Below are 20,040 nucleotides of genomic sequence, written 5' to 3'. Positions count from 1 at the left end.
TCTGCGGAGGCTTTTATAACAAGCTTGAATTCAAAGTTCAAGCTGAGTTCGAAAACCAAAGAATTAAAACTGGATACAGCTCAAAGCCAGTTGCGCCAAGGGCTTGGAGCAGCTGGCTCTCCACAGACCTAGGCTACCACAGGTCTGCGCTTTGTTAAGCCCTTTTTTCACTTTTTTTAGTGTGATAGCGCAATTTCTTGCGTTATGCCAAGTTTTTAACCACCTCGAAGCCTTCAACGGGTCTTTCTAATGCCAGTTTCAGTACTTCATCGACCCAACGCACAGGGCGAATTTCTAAATCAGCGATCACATTGGCAGGAATTTCTTCCAAATCACGCTCATTTTCCTTTGGAATCAATACTAACTTAATGCCACCACGGTGAGCGGCCAGTAGTTTCTCTTTTAAACCACCGATAGGTAACACTTCACCCCGTAAGGTGATTTCACCTGTCATGGCTACATCACTACGCACTGGGTTACCCGTTAGGCTTGATACTAAAGCGGTACACATAGCCGCACCGGCTGATGGACCATCTTTTGGCGTGGCACCTTCTGGCACATGCACGTGGATATCACGCTTCTCGTAGAAATCCGCATTGATACCTAATTGTTCAGCACGGGCGCGAACAACTGTCATTGCTGCTTGAATCGACTCTTGCATCACGTCGCCAAGGGAACCGGTGTAAGTTAACTTTCCTTTACCAGGCACTGAAGTGGCTTCAATCGTCAGTAAGTCGCCGCCCACTTGAGTCCACGCTAAGCCAGTCACTTGACCGATTTGGTTTTTCGATTCAGCTTTACCGTAATCAAAACGCTGCACGCCAAGGAACGATTTAAGATTATCTTGATTAACCGTCACAGACTTAACTGACTTATCAAGTAAAATCATCTTCACGACTTTACGGCAAATTTTAGACAATTCACGCTCGAGTGAACGCACACCCGCTTCACGGGTGTAATAACGGATGATGCCGACAATCGCACTATCATCCACATGAATTTCACTCGCTTTTAAGCCATTACGCTCAATTTGCTTATTTAACAAATGTTGTTTGGCAATATTCAGCTTTTCATCTTCGGTGTAACCCGATAAACGGATCACTTCCATACGGTCAAGTAGCGGCCCAGGAATATCCATCGAGTTCGACGTTGCCACGAACATTACATCAGATAAGTCATAATCAACTTCAAGATAATGATCGTTAAACGTTGAGTTTTGTTCAGGATCTAACACTTCCAATAGTGCCGATGCTGGGTCGCCACGCATGTCTGAGCTCATTTTATCGATTTCATCGAGCAGGAATAATGGGTTTTTAACGCCCACTTTAGCCATTTTCTGAATGACTTTACCCGGCATAGAACCGATATAAGTACGGCGATGACCACGGATTTCCGCTTCATCACGCACGCCGCCTAAGGCAACACGCACATATTTACGACCAGTCGCCTTAGCGATCGATTGCCCCAGCGAAGTCTTACCCACACCTGGTGGTCCAACTAAACACAGGATAGGCCCTTTAAGCTGACGAACTCGGCTTTGCACGGCCAAATATTCCAAAATACGTTCTTTAACTTTTTCAAGACCAAAATGATCCGCGTCGAGTACGTCTTTAGCTTTTGCTAAATCACGTTTGATTTTAGAGCGTTGGCTCCAAGGCACAGCGGTCATCCAATCGACATAGCTGCGTACAACAGTAGCCTCAGCTGACATGGGCGACATCATACGTAACTTGTTCAGCTCGGCGAGGGCTTTTTCTTTCGCATCGCTTGGCATATTGGCGTCTTCAATCTTACGATTTAAGACGTCAAATTCGTCATGGCCTTCGTCTAAATCACCCAGTTCTTTCTGGATGGCTTTCATCTGTTCGTTGAGATAATACTCACGCTGGCTCTTTTCCATCTGTTTTTTAACGCGAGTACGGATACGTTTCTCAACCTGTAACAGGTCGATTTCCGATTCCATCATCGCCATTAAATATTCCAGACGCTCGCCAACGTTGACCATCTCAAGCACAGATTGCTTATCTTCAAGCTTAAGCGGCATGTGAGCAGCCATAGTATCTGCCAGACGCGCCGCTTCATCGATTCCCGATAAAGAGGTCAAGACTTCTGGCGGGATCTTTTTGTTCAGCTTGATATAACCTTCAAACTGACCAATAGCACTGCGCACTAACACTTCTTCTTCTTTGTCTTCCAGCGGTTCTGATTCCAGATACTCAGCCTTAGCTACAAAGAACTCTGTTTCTTGGGTATAACCGGTAATACGGGCACGACGGCCGCCTTCAACCAGCACTTTCACAGTGCCATCTGGCAGCTTGAGTAACTGTAAAATAGAGGCGACGGTACCGACTTCGAAGATGTCATCTTTAGATGGTTCATCGAGTTCAGCATCACGCTGCGCCACTAAAATAATTTGTTTATCCTGCGCCATTGCGGTTTCGAGACATCGAATAGATTTTTCTCGTCCGACAAATAACGGAATTACCATATGGGGATAGACCACCACATCTCGCAGTGGCAGCACGGGGAGTTCGATATGCGCTTCACGCTCTTGGGTCATAGCTCGATTCCGTTTTGGTGAAATGGATTAATACTGGAGTATATTGGGACGCTTTATTGAGTTTCAATGGCTAATACGAAAAAAGGAGCCCATTGGACTCCTTGTTTTTCAGTTTATTAACGATCAGTACAATTATTGTTCGCCAGAGGCAGTTTGGGTCTCATTGGACTCATAAATCAAGATAGGTGCAGATTCACCTTTCACGACTGATTCATCGACAACGGCCTTCACTACACCATCAACTGAAGGAATATCGTACATAGTATCCAGTAGAATACTTTCAACGATTGAGCGTAAACCGCGGGCGCCTGTCTTACGTGACATCGCTTTATGTGCAATCGCTTTGAGTGCATCTTCGCGGAACTCAAGTTCTACACCTTCCATCTCAAATAACGCACTGTATTGCTTAGTGAGCGCATTTTTAGGTTGAGACAAAATTTGTACTAGGGCTTCTTCATCTAACTCAGTTAAGGTCGCGACCACTGGTAAACGGCCAATAAACTCTGGGATCAGACCATATTTGACTAAGTCGCCCGGCTCAACTTGAGCGAGGGTTTCAGAGATAGATGCCTTTTCCTTCTCGCCTTTAACTTGAGCACCAAAACCGATACCCGAGCCAACGTGTGCACGTTGTTCGATGACCTTTTCAAGCCCCGCAAATGCACCACCACAGATAAACAGGATCTTAGAAGTATCAACCTGTAAGAACTCTTGTTGTGGATGCTTACGGCCACCTTGAGGTGGAACCGCGGCAACAGTACCTTCAATCAGCTTAAGCAGTGCTTGCTGCACGCCTTCACCCGATACGTCACGGGTAATTGATGGATTGTCAGACTTGCGACTGATTTTATCAATTTCATCAATATAAACGATACCGCGCTGTGCCTTCTCGACATCGTAGTCGCACTTTTGCAGCAACTTTTGAATGATGTTTTCAACGTCTTCACCCACATATCCCGCTTCGGTCAATGTAGTTGCATCCGCCATAGTGAAAGGCACATTCAGTGAGCGAGCCAATGTTTCAGCCAATAGCGTTTTACCACTACCGGTTGGACCGATCAGCAAAATGTTACTTTTACCGAGCTCAATGCCGTCTTTAGGTGAGGCATTTTTTAAACGCTTATAGTGATTATAAACTGCCACAGCGAGCACTTTTTTTGCTCTGTCTTGGCCAATAACATAATCATCTAAATGCGCACGTAACTCATGCGGTGTCGGCAATTTATCACTATCGCGCTTAGGAGAGATCTCTTTAATCTCTTCACGAATAATGTCATTACATAACTCAACACATTCGTCGCATACATACACTGATGGGCCAGCAATGAGTTTTCTGACTTCATGCTGGCTCTTTCCGCAAAAAGAGCAGTACAGCAGTTTACCACTGTCACCATTATTTTTGTTGTCGCCCATTAATTACCTCATTTTGCAGTCTGCTGTACTGCCTGTCTTAAATTTGCTTAACTTTTACAGAGCATAGCTCAGTCAAAAGCAAAAATCAGCCGCGTTTAGTCATCACAGAGTCAACTAACCCGTATTCAACGGCTTGAGTGGCGCTCATAAAATTATCACGATCGGTATCGCGCTCAACCACTTCAAGTGGTTGACCAGTATGTTCGGCTAGCATCTGGTTAAGCTTATTCTTAATGCCTAGGATTTCTTTGGCATGAATAGCAATGTCAGAAGCTTGCCCTTGAAAACCGCCCAGTGGTTGATGGATCATCACGCGAGAATTAGGTAAACAGTGACGTTTGCCCTTCTCACCACCGGCTAACAAGAAAGCACCCATGCTGGCGGCTTGGCCGATACAAACAGTACTCACATTTGGCTTGATAAACTGCATAGTATCATAAATAGCCATACCTGCTGTTACTGAGCCACCAGGAGAGTTTATATATAAGAAAATATCTTTATCTGGGCTTTCTGATTCTAAGAATAATAATTGCGCCACGATAAGGTTTGCCATGTGTTCTTCAACTTGACCGACCAAAAAGATAATCCGCTCTTTCAACAAACGAGAATAAATATCGTATGAGCGTTCACCCTTAGCGGTCTGTTCGATCACCATAGGCACTAAAGCACTTTGTATGTCTGACGCATTATGCATTATTCACTTCCCTAAATAAAAATGGCTCGCATGAGGAGCCTCATACGAGCCATTATAAATGGCGAACAGCTAATCAAGTCAAGCTTAGCTTATGCGCGACCTGTAGCCTTGTTCATAAATTCTTCAAAAGCGACTTCTTTTTCGGTCACTTTGGCAGATTTTAACAGTGCTTCAACTGCTTGCTCTTCTAAAGCAACGTTGCGCATGTTCTGCATCATTTCTTTATTACTGTTGTAATAAGCAACAACTTCACTTGGATCTTCATAGGCAGAAGCCATAGAAGCGATCAAGCCTTGTACACGTTCGTCTTCAGCTTTTAGCTCGTTAGTCTTGATAACTTCGCCTAATAGCAGACCGATTTTAACGCGACGAGCAGCTTGTTCAGTGAACAATTCAGCTGGCAGTTCAGGCATATTTGCCGTTTGGCCGCCAAAACGTTGCATGGCTTGCTGACGCAGCACGTTTACTTCAGCATCGATCAATGCTTTTGGTAAAGTGATATCGTTATTCGCTAACAGACCTTCGATCACTTGTTCTTTCACGTTAGCTTTTAACGCTTGCTCAAGTTCACGGTTCATGTTTTTACGGATTTCAGCTTTTAAGGCTTCTAAGCCACCTTCACTAATACCAAACAATGAAGCAAACTCATCGTTAACTTCTGGCAGGTTAGCAGCTTGAACTTCAGTCAAAGTAATCGCGAACTTAGCGGCTTTACCTTTCAGGTTTTCAGCGTGATATTCTTCTGGGAAGTTCACGTCAATAACAAATTCTTCACCCGCTTTGTGACCTAAGATACCCGCTTCAAAACCTGGGATCATACGGCCGCTGCCTAATTGCAGTTCGAAATCTTCAGCTTTGCCGCCTTCAAATTCTTCACCGTCAACAGAACCGATAAAGTTCATTTTCACTTTATCGCCATCGGCAGCTGCGCGGTCAACAACTGCAAATGTTGCATGTTGTTTGCGTAAGGTTTCAATCATGGTATCAACGTCAGCGTCTGTTACCGTCGCTTTAGGTTGTTCTACTTCGATTGCATCTAAACCTTTAAGCTCAACTTCTGGGTAGACTTCAAACGTAGCGATAAATTCAAATTTCTCGCTATCAGTTGAACCTGGTACGAAAGTCGGTGCACCCGCTGGGTTTAACTTCTCAGCAATAATGGCGTCGATGAAGTTACGTTGCATTACTTCACCCATGATGTCTTGACGAATCGCTGCGCCGTAACGTTTGTTAATCACAGTAATAGGCACTTTACCAGGACGAAAACCTGGAATACGAGCACGCTTAGCTTCACGTTGTAGACTGTCTTTAACCAGCTTTTCAATTTGTTCCGCAGGAACAGAAATGGTCAGGCGACGCTCTAGGCCTTGGGTTGCTTCAACAGAAACTTGCATTGTTTTACCTCGAAATTTGTCTAACGTCCTTTAGTAATAGCCGAGTTATCAACTATTCAGGTATTCGTTTCTTGATCATTAAATTTGACTACAATGCCTACCACTACTGGCTTTAGGCACAAGTCGCTCATAATATTTGATATCTATCAAGACGCGACATTATAGCCACCGTTTTCTGCAGAGTCGAGCCTCTATAGCCGAATCTTAGGTATAAAAAAAGCGACCTAGGTCGCTTTTTTTATTTTGTACTCAAAGTACTAAAAATGGGGTGACTGATGGGGCTCGAACCCACGACAACCGGAATCACAATCCGGGACTCTACCAACTGAGCTACAATCACCATTGAAACTGGTACGCCCGGCAGGATTCGAACCTGCGACCACCCGCTTAGAAGGCGGGTGCTCTATCCAACTGAGCTACGGGCGCATGGTTTTACAGAATGTTCTGTATCCTAACCGATTTGGAAAGCATTTATGCTAACCCTATCATTCGCTTTTTGAGTCCAAAATAGTTTTAACTCAAATTAGTGCAAATGATTTTAAAGTGGTCGGTGATAGAGGATTCGAACCTCTGACCCTCTGGTCCCAAACCAGATGCGCTACCGGGCTGCGCTAATCACCGAAAGTCTTACTGTATAACAAAAACGAGGTTTACAGACGACATCAACACATGTGCCTGAGAACGGAGCGCATCTTATCGCCTCACTTTGCACCCGTCAACGATTTTTTTAATGATTGACTCTAGGTGCTGAATTATCAGGCTAATATCGTTTTTTAAATCCATTCGATATCAGCTTTAATCATGACACAGTAGCTGTGCCCTGTTAAAATAGCGGCGATTGCCAATCTCTGTTTTAACCATCGCCCATATAAAGGATATCCTACACCCATGACAGCCCAAATAATCGACGGCAAGGCGATTGCTCAATCCATCCGCACTCAACTGCGTAAAAAAGTCACCGCCCGCAAAGAGGCTGGACAGCGCATACCGGGTTTAGCCGTAATATTAGTGGGGGCCGATCCGGCATCTCAGGTTTATGTTGGAAGCAAACGTAAGGCGTGTGAAGAAGTTGGCTTTATTTCTCATTCATACGATTTAGAAACAAGTTGCAGTGAACATGAATTATTAAGCCTTATTGATAGCCTTAATGATGATCCGACAATCGATGGCATTTTAGTGCAACTTCCCTTGCCTGCCCATATTGAAGATTCAAAAGTTATCGAGCGTATTCGCCCAGATAAAGATGTCGATGGCTTTCACCCATACAACGTTGGCCGTTTAGCCCAGCGTATTCCTGTGCTGCGCTCATGCACACCGATGGGCATCATGACGCTCATCAAATCCACCGGCGTTGATACCTATGGTTTAGATGCTGTGGTGGTTGGCGCGTCTAATATTGTTGGTCGCCCTATGACATTAGAATTACTGCTGGCGGGTTGTACTACCACCACTTGCCATCGTTTCACTAAAAATCTTGAGCAAAAAATCCGCCTCGCAGATTTAGTCGTCGTTGCTGTGGGTAAACCCGGCTTTATTCCTGGAGAATGGATCAAACCTGGCGCAATTGTCATTGATGTAGGTATTAACCGTTTAGATAACGGTTCCTTAGTAGGCGATGTGCAATATGATGTAGCAGCGCAACATGCCAGTTTTATTACTCCTGTACCTGGCGGCGTTGGCCCTATGACTATAGCAAGCCTCTTAGAAAACACCTTGTACGCTGCTGAGCAGTATCACGACTAGGTTCTAGGTTCTAGGTTCTAGGTTCTAGGTTCTAGGTTCTAGGTTCTAGGTTCTGTAAGCATAAAAAAACCTGCGTAATGCAGGTTTTTTTATGTCAGGTGATTAACCTATATTGAAGATAAAGCTAATAAGCTTATTTCTTACGCCAAGTAGTGCCACCAGGGCCATCTTCGAGCTCAACCCCTAACTCATTTAAGCGATTACGCGCCACATCGGCAGCAGACCAATCCTTTTCAGTACGAGCACGGTTACGTTCAACTATTAAGGCTTCAATTTCGGCCACTTCATCGTCACTACCACCACCTTGAAAGAAAGTCTCTGGCGATTGGCTTAATAAGCCTAAAACATCCGCTAACTGCTTTAACGTGACCGCTAACGCAGATGCTTGCACCATATTGGTTAGCTTTAAACGATTAACCTCACGCACCATATCAAATAGCACTGAATAGGCTTCAGGCGTATTAAAGTCATCGTCCATGGCCGCATTAAATCTTGCGACAAACTCTTCTGCGGGTGCGGCTATAGCAGTTAAATCGACATCTTTTAACGCAGTATATAAACGCTCTAATGCTGAACGAGCTTGTTTTAAATTATCTTCCGAATAGTTCAGTTGGCTACGATAATGGCCAGACAACAGGAAATAGCGCACCGTTTCAGCATCATAATGGCCAAGTACGTCACGAATTGTGAAGAAGTTGCCTAAAGATTTAGACATTTTTTCACGGTCGACCATCACCATGCCAGTGTGCATCCAATAGTTCACGTAGGGCGTGTCGTGGGCACAGCAGGACTGAGCTATTTCGTTCTCATGGTGTGGGAACTGTAAGTCTGAACCCCCACCATGAATATCAAAATGCAGACCTAAATGTTTGCTGTTCATCGCGGAACATTCAATATGCCAGCCTGGACGACCTGGCCCCCATGGTGATTCCCACGTTGGTTCACCTGGCTTAGACATTTTCCACAGTACAAAATCCATCGGATTTTGTTTAGTTTCGTCCACTTCAACCCGAGCACCAGCTTGTAGTTGATCTAAATTCTGGCCCGACAAACGGCCGTAATCAGGATAAGAGGCCACGCTGAAAAGTACATCACCATCGCTCGCCACGTAGGCATGACCACGAGCGAGTAATAACTCGACCATATCAATAATTTCTTCGATATGCAGTGTTGCGCGCGGTTCAAAGTCAGGGCGAAGCATATTCAAAGCATCAAAGTCTTGATGCATTTCACCAATAAGACGCTCAGTTAAGGCTTCACAGCTTTCGTTATTCTCGTTGGCACGCTTAATGATTTTGTCGTCAACATCGGTAATATTGCGTTGAAAATTCACTTCATAACCTGCATAACGCAGGTAGCGCACTATCATGTCAAAGGAAACAAAAGTACGCCCGTGACCAATGTGACAGAGATCGTATATGGTCACACCACACACATACATCCCGATTTTTCCGGGAGTAATTGGCTTAAATTCCTGTTTTTGGCGGGTAATACTGTTGTAAATCTTCAACATCGACATTCTCTTTAATGATACATTCAGGTGTAAAATCAATGAGTCAGTCTACCACGGCAAGCCCGCTTTTGAATACTGCACTTTGCGCGCAATCCTAGATAAGTTAGAATCGCGCCACTATTTATGGAGAGTATGAAAACATGATCACATTACACACCAATTTTGGCGACATTAAACTGCAACTGAATGCTGAGAAAGCACCGTTAACAGTAGCAAACTTCATGAAATATGTTGACGAAGGTTTCTTCGACGGCACTATCTTCCACCGTGTGATTGACGGTTTCATGATCCAAGGTGGTGGCTTTAATGAAGATATGAGCCAAAAGCGTAGCGGCGAGCCCGTGAAAAACGAAGCGAACAATGGCTTATCAAATCGCACTGGTACTGTGGCTATGGCACGTACCTCTGATCCACATTCAGCCACTGCACAATTTTTTATTAACATTAATGACAACACTTTCTTAGACTTTAAAGCAGAGAACAACCAAGGTTGGGGCTACTGCGTATTTGGTGAAGTCGTTGAAGGTATGGATATTGTCGAAAAAATCAAAGCGGTTAGCACAGGTAATAAAGGCATGCATCAAGATGTACCTTTAGAAGCCGTGGTGATTGAAAAAGTCAGCGTTGCGGCATAATTGCGCCTAATGCGAACTCTATTTATAGGCGATCTGCACCTGAGTGCAGATCGCCTTGATATCACCCAAGCGTTCACTCATTTTCTCGATACACAACTCGATAATGCTGACGCCCTCTATATCCTCGGTGATTTGTTTGAAGTCTGGGTTGGCGATGATATCGCCTTGCCTTTTGCCCTCGAACTCGCCAAAAAGCTTAAGCAAGTATCACAAAAGCTACCGGTGTATTTCATCCACGGCAATCGTGACTTTATGCTAGGTAAGCAATTTGCGCGCGCCGCAGGTATGCAAATCTTACCCGAAGTGACTTGCCTGAATTTATACGGTGTAGAAACCGTCATTTTACACGGCGACAGCTTATGTACGTTAGATAAGGCTTATCAACGCTTTAGAACGTTACGCCGTTTTGCACTAGCAAGATGGTTATACGGTTGCTTATCGAGAAAAACTCGCCAAAGTATTGCTAATAAAATTCGTAATAAGAGTAAGAGTAGTAATCAGCAAAAAAGCTATACCATCATGGATGTGGAGCCCTATGCGGTCGAAGCATTATTTGCCCAGACACATACTCAGCAGATGATCCACGGTCACACCCATAGACCCGCGATTCATCAACTCGATAATGGCTGTAAACGTATTGTGGTGGGTGATTGGTATGAACAAGGAAGTGTACTCAGTGTGAGTGCTGAAGGGATTAATTTAGAATCGTTACCTTTCGAGCCGACAACTTAAATTAGCTTGCTTTTATTGACCTTGTTTCAGCTTAAAGACGCTTCAAATTAACGGTTCGAGCGAACCGTTAATCGTTTTAGCTATATAGACTTAATTCATCAATTTTTAAAGAGAAGGTGCAATCAAATTAATTTGATTGCGGCGATCCGCTGTGGAAACGAAACTCATCATCCGGCGCCAAAATCAACTCAGCCTCGACCTCACCAAAGTACTTTACTCGCTCACTAATATCCTCTGGTGAAACCAACTGTGCTAGCGCAAGATAATCTTGATAATGACGCGCTTCAGAGCGCAACAATGACACATAAAATTTACTCAGTTCACTGTCTAAATAAGGCGCCAACTTAGCAAAGCGCTCGCACGAACGCGCTTCAATATATGCCCCTACAATCAACTTATCTCGCAAAATATCTTTCTCATGGGTTGTCACATGACTCATCATGCCCTTGGCATAACGACCCGCGCGAATATTACGGTAATCGATGCCACGTTTATGCATCAACTCCAATACTTGTTCAAAATGATGAAACTCTTCTTTAATCAAGCGGATTAAAGGTGAAACTAAATTCGCGGCAAACTTAAAGTTTGGCTTAGGTATAAGTTCGGCCACCAGTTCATTCTTTTTCACATCACGAGCCAGAAAGCTCACCACATCGTGGTCTTGCGAATAGATAAACTCTTCATAGGGTTTCGCCCACGCCAACAGAGCTCGACCACTGTCTTTATCTAACACATATTTTCGTAGCAAAAAAATCGCTGTCTGAGCGGCTTTTAACTCACAGTTACAATGGTCGATCAGCAACTCATCCAAGGAATCTGATTTTATCGCGACATCAATCCAAGTTTGCGGTGTTTCACAGCTAAGAAATGCGTGGATGGGGGCAAGAAGTTGCAGCATGGACTCACTCAATATCATTCTGAATATCGCACTATTTTACGCATATTTACTCATAAGCTATAGCATTAGGCTTAAGTAAACTTGACGCGCTGAACTTTTTGTTCAATAAATAATCTACACTCTAAAGAACTGAGATCCTGATCACGCAGCCTCTCACTTCTCTATGTGTAACCAATCGATGGATAAAGAGACAGGACACCATTTTAACCTCGATTGTAGAGCTGTTATCAGCTCGTCTGACGTTTGGCGAGCCATTCATCAATGCTGAACAAGGATAATTATAATGATACTGAATCACTTAATGGGGCTATACACTCATCCAAAACAAGAGTGGCAAACAATTGAAAAAAACCATGAGGCACTGAAAAGTAGCTTAAGCCATGTAGTACTTATCGCCTTAATTCCTGCGGTGTGCAGCTATATTGCTACGGCTTACATTGGCTGGAACCCTGGCGCTGGCGATCCTATTTACCTTACACCCCAAAGCGCCTTATTTATGTCTGCGGGCATGTACTTAGGCCTTATTGCGGGCGTCTTCGCCCTCGCCTATTTAGCCTATTGGATGGCAAAAACTTTCGATGCTAATCCAACCTATACCCAAGCATTAGAACTCGCATCCTACACAGCAACACCACTGTTTATGGTCGGTTTAGCGGCGCTCTATCCTGTACTGTGGTTTATCATGATAGTGGGGTTAATTGGTTTGGCTTACTCTGTGTATTTGCTCTATGCAGGGGTGCCAATCATTATGAATATTCCGGAGGAGAAAGGCTTTATTTATGCCAGTTCAATGGTAACTGCTGGTTTAGTGTTATTAGTTGGGTTAATGGCAACCAGCGTAATCCTATGGAGCTTAGGCTTTGGCCCTATGTATCAATAGTCATTAAAATTAATTGTAACTCATCGCGATTCACGCAAATCCAGCGCAACGTTATATTAAATCCGTAAAATAAAAAAGAAGGCCTAAAAGGCCTTCTTTTTTAGATTTGATTAACTCTAAGAACAATTTGATTAAGCAATGCAACAGAGCGATATAACTCACTACGCTAAACTGATTTAATTCAGTAAATTACTCGAAAGAATCACGTAGTGCTACGGTTAAGTTAAACACTAAATTATCTGGTGATGAATCTTTGCTATCCACGCAAAAATAACCTTCACGCTCAAACTGATACGCTTTTTCAACTGGCGCATTGACTAGACTTGCTTCGGCAAAGCCTTGCACAATAATCAGTGACTCTGGGTTTAATACTTCATCCACTGTCTCTGCAGCTGCAGGATTAGGATCGGTAAATAAACGTTGATATAAGCGGAACTGCGCAGGTTTAGCCGTTGATGCCTCAACCCAATGGATTACGCCTTTGACTTTGCGGCCATCAGCGGGGTTTTTACCTAAGGTTTCAGGATCATAAGTACAGTAAACTGTAGTGATATTACCATCACTGTCTTTATCACAACGCTCAGCCTTAATCACATAAGCATTACGTAAACGCACTTCTTTACCGGTCACCAGACGCTTGTATTGTTTGTTACCTTCTTCTTTAAAGTCAGCGACATCAATTAATATTTCACGGCCAAAGGCTAATTCACGCGTGCCCATACTTTCATCATTTGGATGAGCGGCCGCTTGAATGTACTCAAGCTCACCTTCGGCATAGTTTTCGATGATCACTTTCAATGGACGTAATACGGCCATTGCACGCGGTGCATGTTCGTTCAGTTCTTCACGAATACAAGCATCTAACATGCCGACTTCAATCATATTCTCTTGCTTAGTCACGCCGATACGTTGACAGAACTCGCGAATTGACGCTGGCGTATAACCACGGCGACGTAAGCCAGCAATCGTTGGCATACGTGGGTCATCCCAACCTGATACGAGTTTACGCGTCACAAGGTCGTTCAGCTTACGCTTAGACATCAAGGTATACTCGAGATTTAAGCGGGAAAACTCGTATTGACGAGTACGATTCGGCGCTTGAAAATCGTTCAAATTATCCAACACCCAATCGTATAAACGACGGTTGTCTTGGAACTCTAATGTACATAAAGAGTGGGTAATATGTTCTAACGCATCAGAAATACAGTGCGTGAAGTCGTACATTGGGTAAATGCACCACTTGTCACCCGTTTGGTGATGATGAGCAAAACGAATACGGTAGATGATAGGATCGCGCATGCACATGAATGGCGAAGCCATATCAATTTTAGCACGCAACGCACACTCACCTTCTTTAAAACCACCGTCGCGCATCTTAGCAAATAAGGCGAGGTTCTCTTCGACTGATGTGTCGCGGAAAGGACTATTTTTACCTGGCTCTTTTAACGTGCCACGGTATTCACGGGTTTCATCAGCATTCAAGAAACACACATAGGCCAAACCTTTATTGATCAGTTCAACCGCATACTGATGCAACTGATCAAAATAGTTTGATGAATAGCGCACGTCGCCATCCCACTGGAATCCAAGCCAACGCACATCCGCCTGAATAGAATTCACATAATCAATGTCTTCTTTTTCAGGATTGGTATCGTCAAAACGTAAATTACACTGACCGTTATAGTCTCGCGCTATGCCAAAATTTAAGCAGATAGATTTAGCATGACCAATATGAAGATAGCCATTAGGTTCGGGCGGAAAACGAGTCTGTACACTCGTGTGCTTACCGGTTTTTAAATCTTCATCGATAATGTTACGAATAAAGTTACTCGGACGTACTTCAGTGTCCACATGACTCATGGAATTCCTCTTTGCGAACAATGGCAATTTTAATAAAGCCAGCATGATCCTACAGATCACTACTAGTTACAATGCCTAGTGATAAAACTATGGGTTATGGTCGAGATAGTAAAACAATAAAAGCAGCCATGAAAGCTGCTTTTATCTTTACTCTTACTAAGCTGACATTTATAGCTCAGTCATTCAGTAGCTTATTCAGTAATGATGCGGATCCCAGGAATGATTTGCTGTGTTCTTCTGCCTTTACGTTTTAGCCACAGATAAAAAGCGGCTAATGCAAACAGGAAGAAGCTAATCCATAAACTCGATTGCAGCGGATGCTCATTAAAGGTTGTCGCTTGATACACGACCGTTGCAGTGCCATAGGCGAGCGCAAAAGTCCAAGTACCGGCAAATGTTGCCCAACGAGAACCAAACTCATGCACTAAAGCGCCCATAGCTGCAACACAAGGTGTGTAAAGTAAGATAAACAACAAGTAAGAAAATGCTGCGATCTTAGTCGTAAACCCAGCCTGTAATGCACTAAATGTCGACGTCGCTACGCCTTGAGACTCTGCCGCAGCACTGGTGCTAGATACATCACCAACAGATAGTTTTAGCGGGTCCTCTAAATCTAAACCAAATAAATTAGCGGGGATTGTAGCCAAAGCGGCATTAAAACTATCGGCTAACGGAGTTAACTCGGCATCATCTTCACCAGCATTGCTATAAAGGCTGTTTAACGTACCCACAACAGCTTCTTTGGCAAAAATACCAGTAATAATACCCACAGTTGCAGGCCAGTTTTCTTGCTCAATACCCATAGGCGCAAAGATTGGCGTCACTTGTTGGCTCGCGACACTGAGCAATGATGCTTGGCTATCTTCATGGCCAAATGTGCCGTCAACGCCAATAGCATTAACAAAATTCAAAAAGGTAACGACTAAAACAATGGTTTTACCCGCGCCAAAAATAAAGCTTTTAGTACGTTTACCCGTGCGAACCATCACGGCTTTAAGTTTAGGCATCTCATAGCTTGGTAGCTCCATCACGACCGCACTACTGGTACCGGGTAACAGGGTGTTTCTGAGTAATAAACCCGTACCAATTGCTGCCAATATCCCAATAACATAAAGCAAGAAGACTAAATTTTGCCCTGAGTCTGGGAAAAACGCCGCGGCAAATAAAGCATATACGGGTAAACGCGCACCACATGACATAAATGGCGCCATCATACCGGTGACGATACGCTCACGTTCACTGCCTAAGGTTCGCGTCGCCATAATTGCAGGCACCGAACAACCAAAACCCACAATCATCGGCACAAAGGCTTTGCCAGGAAGGCCAATGCGGCGCATCAAACCATCAACCACAAATGCCGCTCGCGCCATGTAACCCGAGCTTTCTAATACTGACAAGGCAAGGAATAGAGCCGCAATAACCGGGATAAAGGTTGAAACAGTTTGAATACCTTGGCCAACACCGCCCGCTAAAATAGTCACCAACCAGGTTGGTGAACCCATATTGGTTAAAAACGCCCCAAAATGGTCCACCAGTAATGCGCCAGCAAACACATCAAAGAAATCGATAAAGGCACTACCAATATTGATGCTGAACATAAACATCAAATACATTACCAATAAGAACACCGGAATGCCCAACACCGGGTGTAATATCAGTTTATCTAGCTTGTCACTTAACGTAAGAAAACCATCGGCTTTGACTGAGCCTTGAAATACTCTTTCAACAAAATTAAAACGAGTCGTGGCCACCATAATTTCAATATCATGGCCTTGTGAAGAGATACTTTGAGTGCAAGTGTTAATTTCATCCTGCAATTCAGCATTTTGACAACTACCACAACCCGACCCATTACCTAACATCGCTAAAGCACGGCCGCGACTTAATTGCTCATCTTTACCACAGAGTAGCTTAACGCCTGTTTCAATTTTTTCATCGTAATTAAGCATTAATGGCGCTTCAGACACTCGCCCTTGCAGTAAATCCAATACTTGCGCCTGTACTTTTTCTACATCAGCGGGATCGCGCGAACACACGCCAATCACAGGGCAACCAAGCTCTTGGCTCATTTTCTTTAAATCGACTTTAATCCCATGCTTTATCGCGACATCGATTTTGTTTAATACGACGACCATAGGAATAGCAAGTTCGCGTAATTGAACCGTGAGATATAAGTGGCGCTCGATATTGGTCGCATCGACTAAGTTGATAATGCTATCGACGCGTTGCTCAGCCAGATACTGCTGCGCGATTTGCTCATCTAAAGAACAGTCACAACTATTACCCGCGGGAAGAAGATCGTAAATACCGGGTAAGTCAGTCAGATAGATATCAGCACCATTTAAGGTAAAATGGCCCGTCTTTTTCTCAACCGTCACACCAGACCAGTTACCGACTTGTTGATTCGCGCCAGTTAGCGCGTTAAAGAGTGTCGATTTACCCGCATTAGGGTTACCAACGGTGACGCAATGAAACTGCTTAGCCATTCGCCTTTTCCACCTCAATGATGTCTGCCAAGTCTTTGCGCATACAAAGTTTACTACCACGAATATCCAACTCTAAACCTGAGCCCATTGGTGCGTATCGGATCAATAAAAAACGCGTATTGGGTGTTATCCCCATAGATAACAACTTGCGCTTTACGGTTTGCGGTAGATCTAAGCGCCCGACTTCAGAAATAACACCGCGATCACCGGGAGTGAGTTCGCTTAACTTCATTACGTATCCTACCTTTGCAACAGGTCCAGTTCGGAAAACTGTGCTCATTGTAACTGAGCAATGACCCTAATAACTTTACCTAGATCAAGATTTTTGATTGGTAACGATAATAGTTTTCAATTGTGTTGGCTATTATGTGACAAAAAACCTCATGAATAAACGGTCAACTGAAAATAAAAAATGCCAGAAGGAATCGTTACCTCTTGAAGACGACAAATTTGCTAACGATTACTCTTCAAGTCAAAGCGCAGCTCCTCACCTAATGCGCCCTATAAGTGCCCTGTTTGGGCAAGTTTGATGGAGTAAGGGGAAAAATGATTACCACGACAACACCAACCATGATCCGCACACCAGCCATTGCTATATAGCCGCTCATTTAGTGCACCTATTAAGTCACTGCTTTATTAAAAATAACTGATCAAATGGTTAAAGTTAAAATCGAGCTTATTTATCACAAACAAGACTTAATGGTTAACGACTTAAGCGTTCACACAATAAATAAATCCTATAACACAAGCCTAAAAAGCCAATAACAACAGATATAAGAGGCACGTTTACGATGCGGCCAACTACTCCAAAAGAAATAGTCAGATCTTAGTCACATTACCCACCTAAAATGAAGGATTAATAGCAGTGACTTAGTTAGCCTTACAGATGGAAAAATAATTCCACACATCTTATGCGGGTAATGAGATTTATTTCCATTTACCCATTGTTAGATGATGATTACAACTATTGCAGGGAAATATCATGATGAAACGGTTCAATTTCAATAGCGCAACAAAAGCGATGTTGGGTGCCGGTTTACTTTCACTACTGCTCACCGCTTGCGGTGGGAGTGATGGTAAAGATGGTGAAGATGGAAAACCAGGAGTGGTTGGTGTCAATATCGATGCCACTCCTACACTAAAAGCTGATTTCACTAATGCTACTGTTGAAGCAGGTAAGGTCACTGTCAACTTTACATTAGAGAATGCCAATGGCGTAGCCGTTCTAGGCTTAACAAAAGATCACGACATTCGCTTTGGTATTGCACAGTTAACACATGTCACTGTTGCAACAGACGATCCCGCCAAGCCTGCTGACCGCGGCTTCCAATGGCAAGCCTATATCAATGACAAAAAAGCACCCGGTACAGTCCCTTCAGGTGTAGATAATCTTAATCCATCAGATCAATATCAGGCAAACGTAGAAGCAGCAGCTAAGTGTGATAGCTGTTTAATCGACCATGGTGATGGTAGCTATAGCTACACATACCAAGCCAATATTGCCAATGTTACTGAACCATTAACCATCACTTACAGTGCTGATGCAACTCAACGTGCAACATTAGAACTTGAATTACCTCAAGTCACGGCTAATGCGCACCTAGACTGGCAGCCATCCACAGGTAAAACAGAAGGTATTCAGACGCGTAACGTTGTTTCAATTGAGGCTTGTTATACCTGTCACCAGCCTGAAAGTTTAGCGCTACACGGCGGTCGCAGAATCGATATTGAAAACTGTGCATCCTGCCATACTGCTACCTCTGGTGACCCAGAATCAGGCAATAGTGTTGATTTTACCTATATGATCCATGCAATTCATAAAGGTGCTGACCGAAATACTGTCGATGCCAATGGTGCACCATTAGCCGCGCCGTACAAGATTGTGGGCTATGGCGGTAAAGTCATCGACTACGGAAAAGTCAATTTCCCACAAAAACCAGCTGCTGATTGTAGTTCCTGCCACGTTGAAGGTGCAAATGCGCCTGCGAATGCAGATCTATTTAAAGCAGACTTAAGCAATACCGCCTGTATCGCTTGTCATACAGAGAAGCCTTCGAGCAACCATAGCAGCACAGATTGTGTCGCTTGCCATAATGCAACCGAACCGTACGGCGGCACGGGCAGCGCACTGAAGCGTCACGGGGATGTATTAAAGGCATACACAGATGCCGAAGCAATGAGCGTTAAATTCACGAATGTAGGCGTTAATAACACGGGTAAAATCACTTTTGATGTCCAAGTTGTTGACAAAGATGGCAATGCCATCGAGAAAGAATTCGTCAGTCAAAGCTCACGTGTAGTGGTTGCATGGGATTCAGATAAAGATTATCCAAGTGATGCTAGCGCATCTTATAGTAAACGTCGTATCGCGCTAAGTGAAGGTACCTATAATGAAGTAAGTAAAACTTATTCATTAACAGGCACTAATTTCAACTTACCTGCTGATGCTAATGGCAAGACATTCGAACTATTTTCGACACTAGATGTGTGTTTCAATAATGGTGGCTATGGCGTTGCAGCAGTTATAATGACTGATTGTTCTGCAGCAAACGTACGTAAGGTCGCAGTTAAAGAAGCTCCATACCATTTTGTATGGAAAGATACTGGAGTAGACAGTTCTGCCACAGCAAAAAATCGTCGTGAAATCATTGATGCTGCTAAGTGCCAAGGTTGTCACAATCAAGAAATCCACCATTATGACAACGGTGTAAACTGCCAAACTTGTCATACTTCGGATAAAGTCTTAAAAACTGACACCAATTATCCTGGTGGCAAGATCCCAACCAGCTTCGCTTGGAAAGCCCACGAGCGTGAAGGCCATTACCTGAAATATGCAGGCGTACAATCAGGTACTGTATTAAAAACCGATTGTGCAACTTGCCATACGGTTGATAAGTCAAACGTCATTACTGGTATCACTTTAGGCCGCGCGCCAACACGCACATGGCGTTTTGGTGATATGGCTAATAACGGTGCCGATATTTGGATTTCCTCAGATACGGGTACTTGCTTAAGTTGTCACCAGAAGTACCTTAGTGACACGGCGAAATCTCACATTGAGACTAACGGTGGTATCTTAAATGGTAGCAGTGCAGCGGATGTTCAAACTCGTGCATCTGAAAGCTGTGCAACATGCCACACGCCGACTCAACTGAGTGAAGTACACGGTAATTAGTCAACAATAACACTGCCTCGTTTTGTAAATAAAGACGCAGTGCTGGGCTAACAAAAA

At 43.8% G+C, this 20,040-nt stretch carries 14 protein-coding genes and 3 tRNA genes; 5 read left to right on the top strand and 12 right to left on the bottom strand.

From position 1 onward, the window contains the following. Nucleotides 1-202 precede the first annotated feature (202 nt). The 7 genes from lon to ACRN9H_RS10650 form a co-directional block, all read right to left on the bottom strand. Nucleotides 203-2,560 (bottom strand): endopeptidase La, encoded by a 2,358-nt coding sequence (gene lon / locus ACRN9H_RS10680; RefSeq protein ID WP_432313633.1) that lies wholly within the window; start codon nucleotides 2,558-2,560, stop codon nucleotides 203-205. A gap of 132 nt (nucleotides 2,561-2,692) precedes the next feature. Further along, complete coding sequence (gene clpX, locus ACRN9H_RS10675) at nucleotides 2,693-3,973, bottom strand: ATP-dependent protease ATP-binding subunit ClpX (protein ID WP_220772604.1); 1,281 nt, start codon at nucleotides 3,971-3,973, stop codon at nucleotides 2,693-2,695. Between the two features lie 85 nt (nucleotides 3,974-4,058). Then, nucleotides 4,059-4,667 carry an ATP-dependent Clp endopeptidase proteolytic subunit ClpP gene (gene clpP / locus ACRN9H_RS10670; protein WP_006081124.1) on the bottom strand — a complete coding sequence of 203 codons (609 nt, stop codon included), beginning with the start codon at nucleotides 4,665-4,667 and terminating at the stop codon, nucleotides 4,059-4,061. Nucleotides 4,668-4,756: 89 nt separating this feature from the next. After that, nucleotides 4,757-6,061 carry a trigger factor gene (tig, locus tag ACRN9H_RS10665; RefSeq protein WP_432313632.1) on the bottom strand — a complete coding sequence of 435 codons (1,305 nt, stop codon included), beginning with the start codon at nucleotides 6,059-6,061 and terminating at the stop codon, nucleotides 4,757-4,759. A 264-nt stretch (nucleotides 6,062-6,325) separates the two neighbouring features. Further along, nucleotides 6,326-6,401, bottom strand: a tRNA-His gene (locus ACRN9H_RS10660). Between the two features lie 9 nt (nucleotides 6,402-6,410). Further along, nucleotides 6,411-6,487, bottom strand: a tRNA-Arg gene (locus ACRN9H_RS10655). Between the two features lie 118 nt (nucleotides 6,488-6,605). Continuing rightward, nucleotides 6,606-6,682, bottom strand: a tRNA-Pro gene (locus ACRN9H_RS10650). Nucleotides 6,683-6,949: 267 nt separating this feature from the next. Here ACRN9H_RS10650 and folD point away from each other — a divergent pair. Further along, a complete protein-coding gene (folD, locus tag ACRN9H_RS10645) occupies nucleotides 6,950-7,804 on the top strand; it encodes a bifunctional methylenetetrahydrofolate dehydrogenase/methenyltetrahydrofolate cyclohydrolase FolD (protein WP_432313631.1) in 855 nt (284 codons plus the stop codon). Between the two features lie 133 nt (nucleotides 7,805-7,937). On the opposite strand, the gene cysS is transcribed toward folD, so the two are convergent. Then, nucleotides 7,938-9,317 (bottom strand): cysteine--tRNA ligase, encoded by a 1,380-nt coding sequence (gene cysS, locus ACRN9H_RS10640; protein ID WP_432313630.1) that lies wholly within the window; start codon nucleotides 9,315-9,317, stop codon nucleotides 7,938-7,940. A 140-nt stretch (nucleotides 9,318-9,457) separates the two neighbouring features. On the opposite strand from cysS, the gene ACRN9H_RS10635 reads away from it, so the two are divergent. Both ACRN9H_RS10635 and ACRN9H_RS10630 read left to right on the top strand, forming a co-directional pair. Next, nucleotides 9,458-9,952 (top strand): peptidylprolyl isomerase, encoded by a 495-nt coding sequence (locus ACRN9H_RS10635; RefSeq protein WP_076498185.1) that lies wholly within the window; start codon nucleotides 9,458-9,460, stop codon nucleotides 9,950-9,952. Nucleotides 9,953-9,961: 9 nt separating this feature from the next. Beyond that, nucleotides 9,962-10,684 (top strand): UDP-2,3-diacylglucosamine diphosphatase, encoded by a 723-nt coding sequence (locus ACRN9H_RS10630; protein ID WP_432313629.1) that lies wholly within the window; start codon nucleotides 9,962-9,964, stop codon nucleotides 10,682-10,684. A 127-nt stretch (nucleotides 10,685-10,811) separates the two neighbouring features. Here the strand turns inward: ACRN9H_RS10630 and miaE are convergent, their stop codons facing one another. Beyond that, on the bottom strand, nucleotides 10,812-11,582 hold the full coding sequence (gene miaE / locus ACRN9H_RS10625) for a tRNA isopentenyl-2-thiomethyl-A-37 hydroxylase MiaE (protein WP_432313628.1): 771 nt from the start codon (nucleotides 11,580-11,582) through the stop codon (nucleotides 10,812-10,814). Nucleotides 11,583-11,865: 283 nt separating this feature from the next. Here miaE and ACRN9H_RS10620 point away from each other — a divergent pair, with 283 nt between their 5' ends. Further along, nucleotides 11,866-12,462 (top strand): Yip1 family protein, encoded by a 597-nt coding sequence (locus tag ACRN9H_RS10620; protein ID WP_105252940.1) that lies wholly within the window; start codon nucleotides 11,866-11,868, stop codon nucleotides 12,460-12,462. A gap of 189 nt (nucleotides 12,463-12,651) precedes the next feature. Here ACRN9H_RS10620 and glnS read toward each other — a convergent pair whose 3' ends face one another. From glnS to ACRN9H_RS10605, 3 genes are all read right to left on the bottom strand, one after another. Then, the gene (glnS, locus tag ACRN9H_RS10615) at nucleotides 12,652-14,322 is read right to left on the bottom strand and encodes a glutamine--tRNA ligase (protein WP_432313627.1); all 1,671 of its coding nucleotides are present in this window, start codon (nucleotides 14,320-14,322) and stop codon (nucleotides 12,652-12,654) included. A 191-nt stretch (nucleotides 14,323-14,513) separates the two neighbouring features. Further along, the gene (gene feoB / locus ACRN9H_RS10610; protein WP_432313626.1) at nucleotides 14,514-16,808 is read right to left on the bottom strand and encodes a Fe(2+) transporter permease subunit FeoB; all 2,295 of its coding nucleotides are present in this window, start codon (nucleotides 16,806-16,808) and stop codon (nucleotides 14,514-14,516) included. Next, on the bottom strand, nucleotides 16,801-17,040 hold the full coding sequence (locus ACRN9H_RS10605) for a FeoA family protein (RefSeq protein ID WP_432313625.1): 240 nt from the start codon (nucleotides 17,038-17,040) through the stop codon (nucleotides 16,801-16,803). The genes feoB and ACRN9H_RS10605 overlap by 8 nt, the downstream gene beginning before the upstream one ends. A gap of 750 nt (nucleotides 17,041-17,790) precedes the next feature. Between ACRN9H_RS10605 and ACRN9H_RS10600 the strand changes: the two genes are divergently transcribed. Further along, nucleotides 17,791-19,983 (top strand): OmcA/MtrC family decaheme c-type cytochrome, encoded by a 2,193-nt coding sequence (locus tag ACRN9H_RS10600; RefSeq protein ID WP_432313624.1) that lies wholly within the window; start codon nucleotides 17,791-17,793, stop codon nucleotides 19,981-19,983. The last annotated feature ends 57 nt before the right edge of the window (nucleotides 19,984-20,040 follow it).

The organism is Shewanella sp. MF08487 (assembly GCF_050848685.1).
Taxonomy (GTDB): domain Bacteria; phylum Pseudomonadota; class Gammaproteobacteria; order Enterobacterales; family Shewanellaceae; genus Shewanella; species Shewanella glacialipiscicola.
The sequence above is the reverse complement of the archived record's forward strand: the minus strand, read 5'-3'. Positions and strand labels throughout refer to the sequence as shown.

Coding starts and splice junctions, on each gene's coding strand:
- lon (WP_432313633.1), bottom strand. CDS start 2,560: ATGACCCAAGAGCGTGAAGCGCATATCGAACTCCCCGTGCTGCCACTG.
- clpX (WP_220772604.1), bottom strand. CDS start 3,973: ATGGGCGACAACAAAAATAATGGTGACAGTGGTAAACTGCTGTACTGC.
- clpP (WP_006081124.1), bottom strand. CDS start 4,667: ATGCATAATGCGTCAGACATACAAAGTGCTTTAGTGCCTATGGTGATC.
- tig (WP_432313632.1), bottom strand. CDS start 6,061: ATGCAAGTTTCTGTTGAAGCAACCCAAGGCCTAGAGCGTCGCCTGACC.
- folD (WP_432313631.1), top strand. CDS start 6,950: ATGACAGCCCAAATAATCGACGGCAAGGCGATTGCTCAATCCATCCGC.
- cysS (WP_432313630.1), bottom strand. CDS start 9,317: ATGTTGAAGATTTACAACAGTATTACCCGCCAAAAACAGGAATTTAAG.
- ACRN9H_RS10635 (WP_076498185.1), top strand. CDS start 9,458: ATGATCACATTACACACCAATTTTGGCGACATTAAACTGCAACTGAAT.
- ACRN9H_RS10630 (WP_432313629.1), top strand. CDS start 9,962: ATGCGAACTCTATTTATAGGCGATCTGCACCTGAGTGCAGATCGCCTT.
- miaE (WP_432313628.1), bottom strand. CDS start 11,582: ATGCTGCAACTTCTTGCCCCCATCCACGCATTTCTTAGCTGTGAAACA.
- ACRN9H_RS10620 (WP_105252940.1), top strand. CDS start 11,866: ATGATACTGAATCACTTAATGGGGCTATACACTCATCCAAAACAAGAG.
- glnS (WP_432313627.1), bottom strand. CDS start 14,322: ATGAGTCATGTGGACACTGAAGTACGTCCGAGTAACTTTATTCGTAAC.
- feoB (WP_432313626.1), bottom strand. CDS start 16,808: ATGGCTAAGCAGTTTCATTGCGTCACCGTTGGTAACCCTAATGCGGGT.
- ACRN9H_RS10605 (WP_432313625.1), bottom strand. CDS start 17,040: ATGAAGTTAAGCGAACTCACTCCCGGTGATCGCGGTGTTATTTCTGAA.
- ACRN9H_RS10600 (WP_432313624.1), top strand. CDS start 17,791: ATGATGAAACGGTTCAATTTCAATAGCGCAACAAAAGCGATGTTGGGT.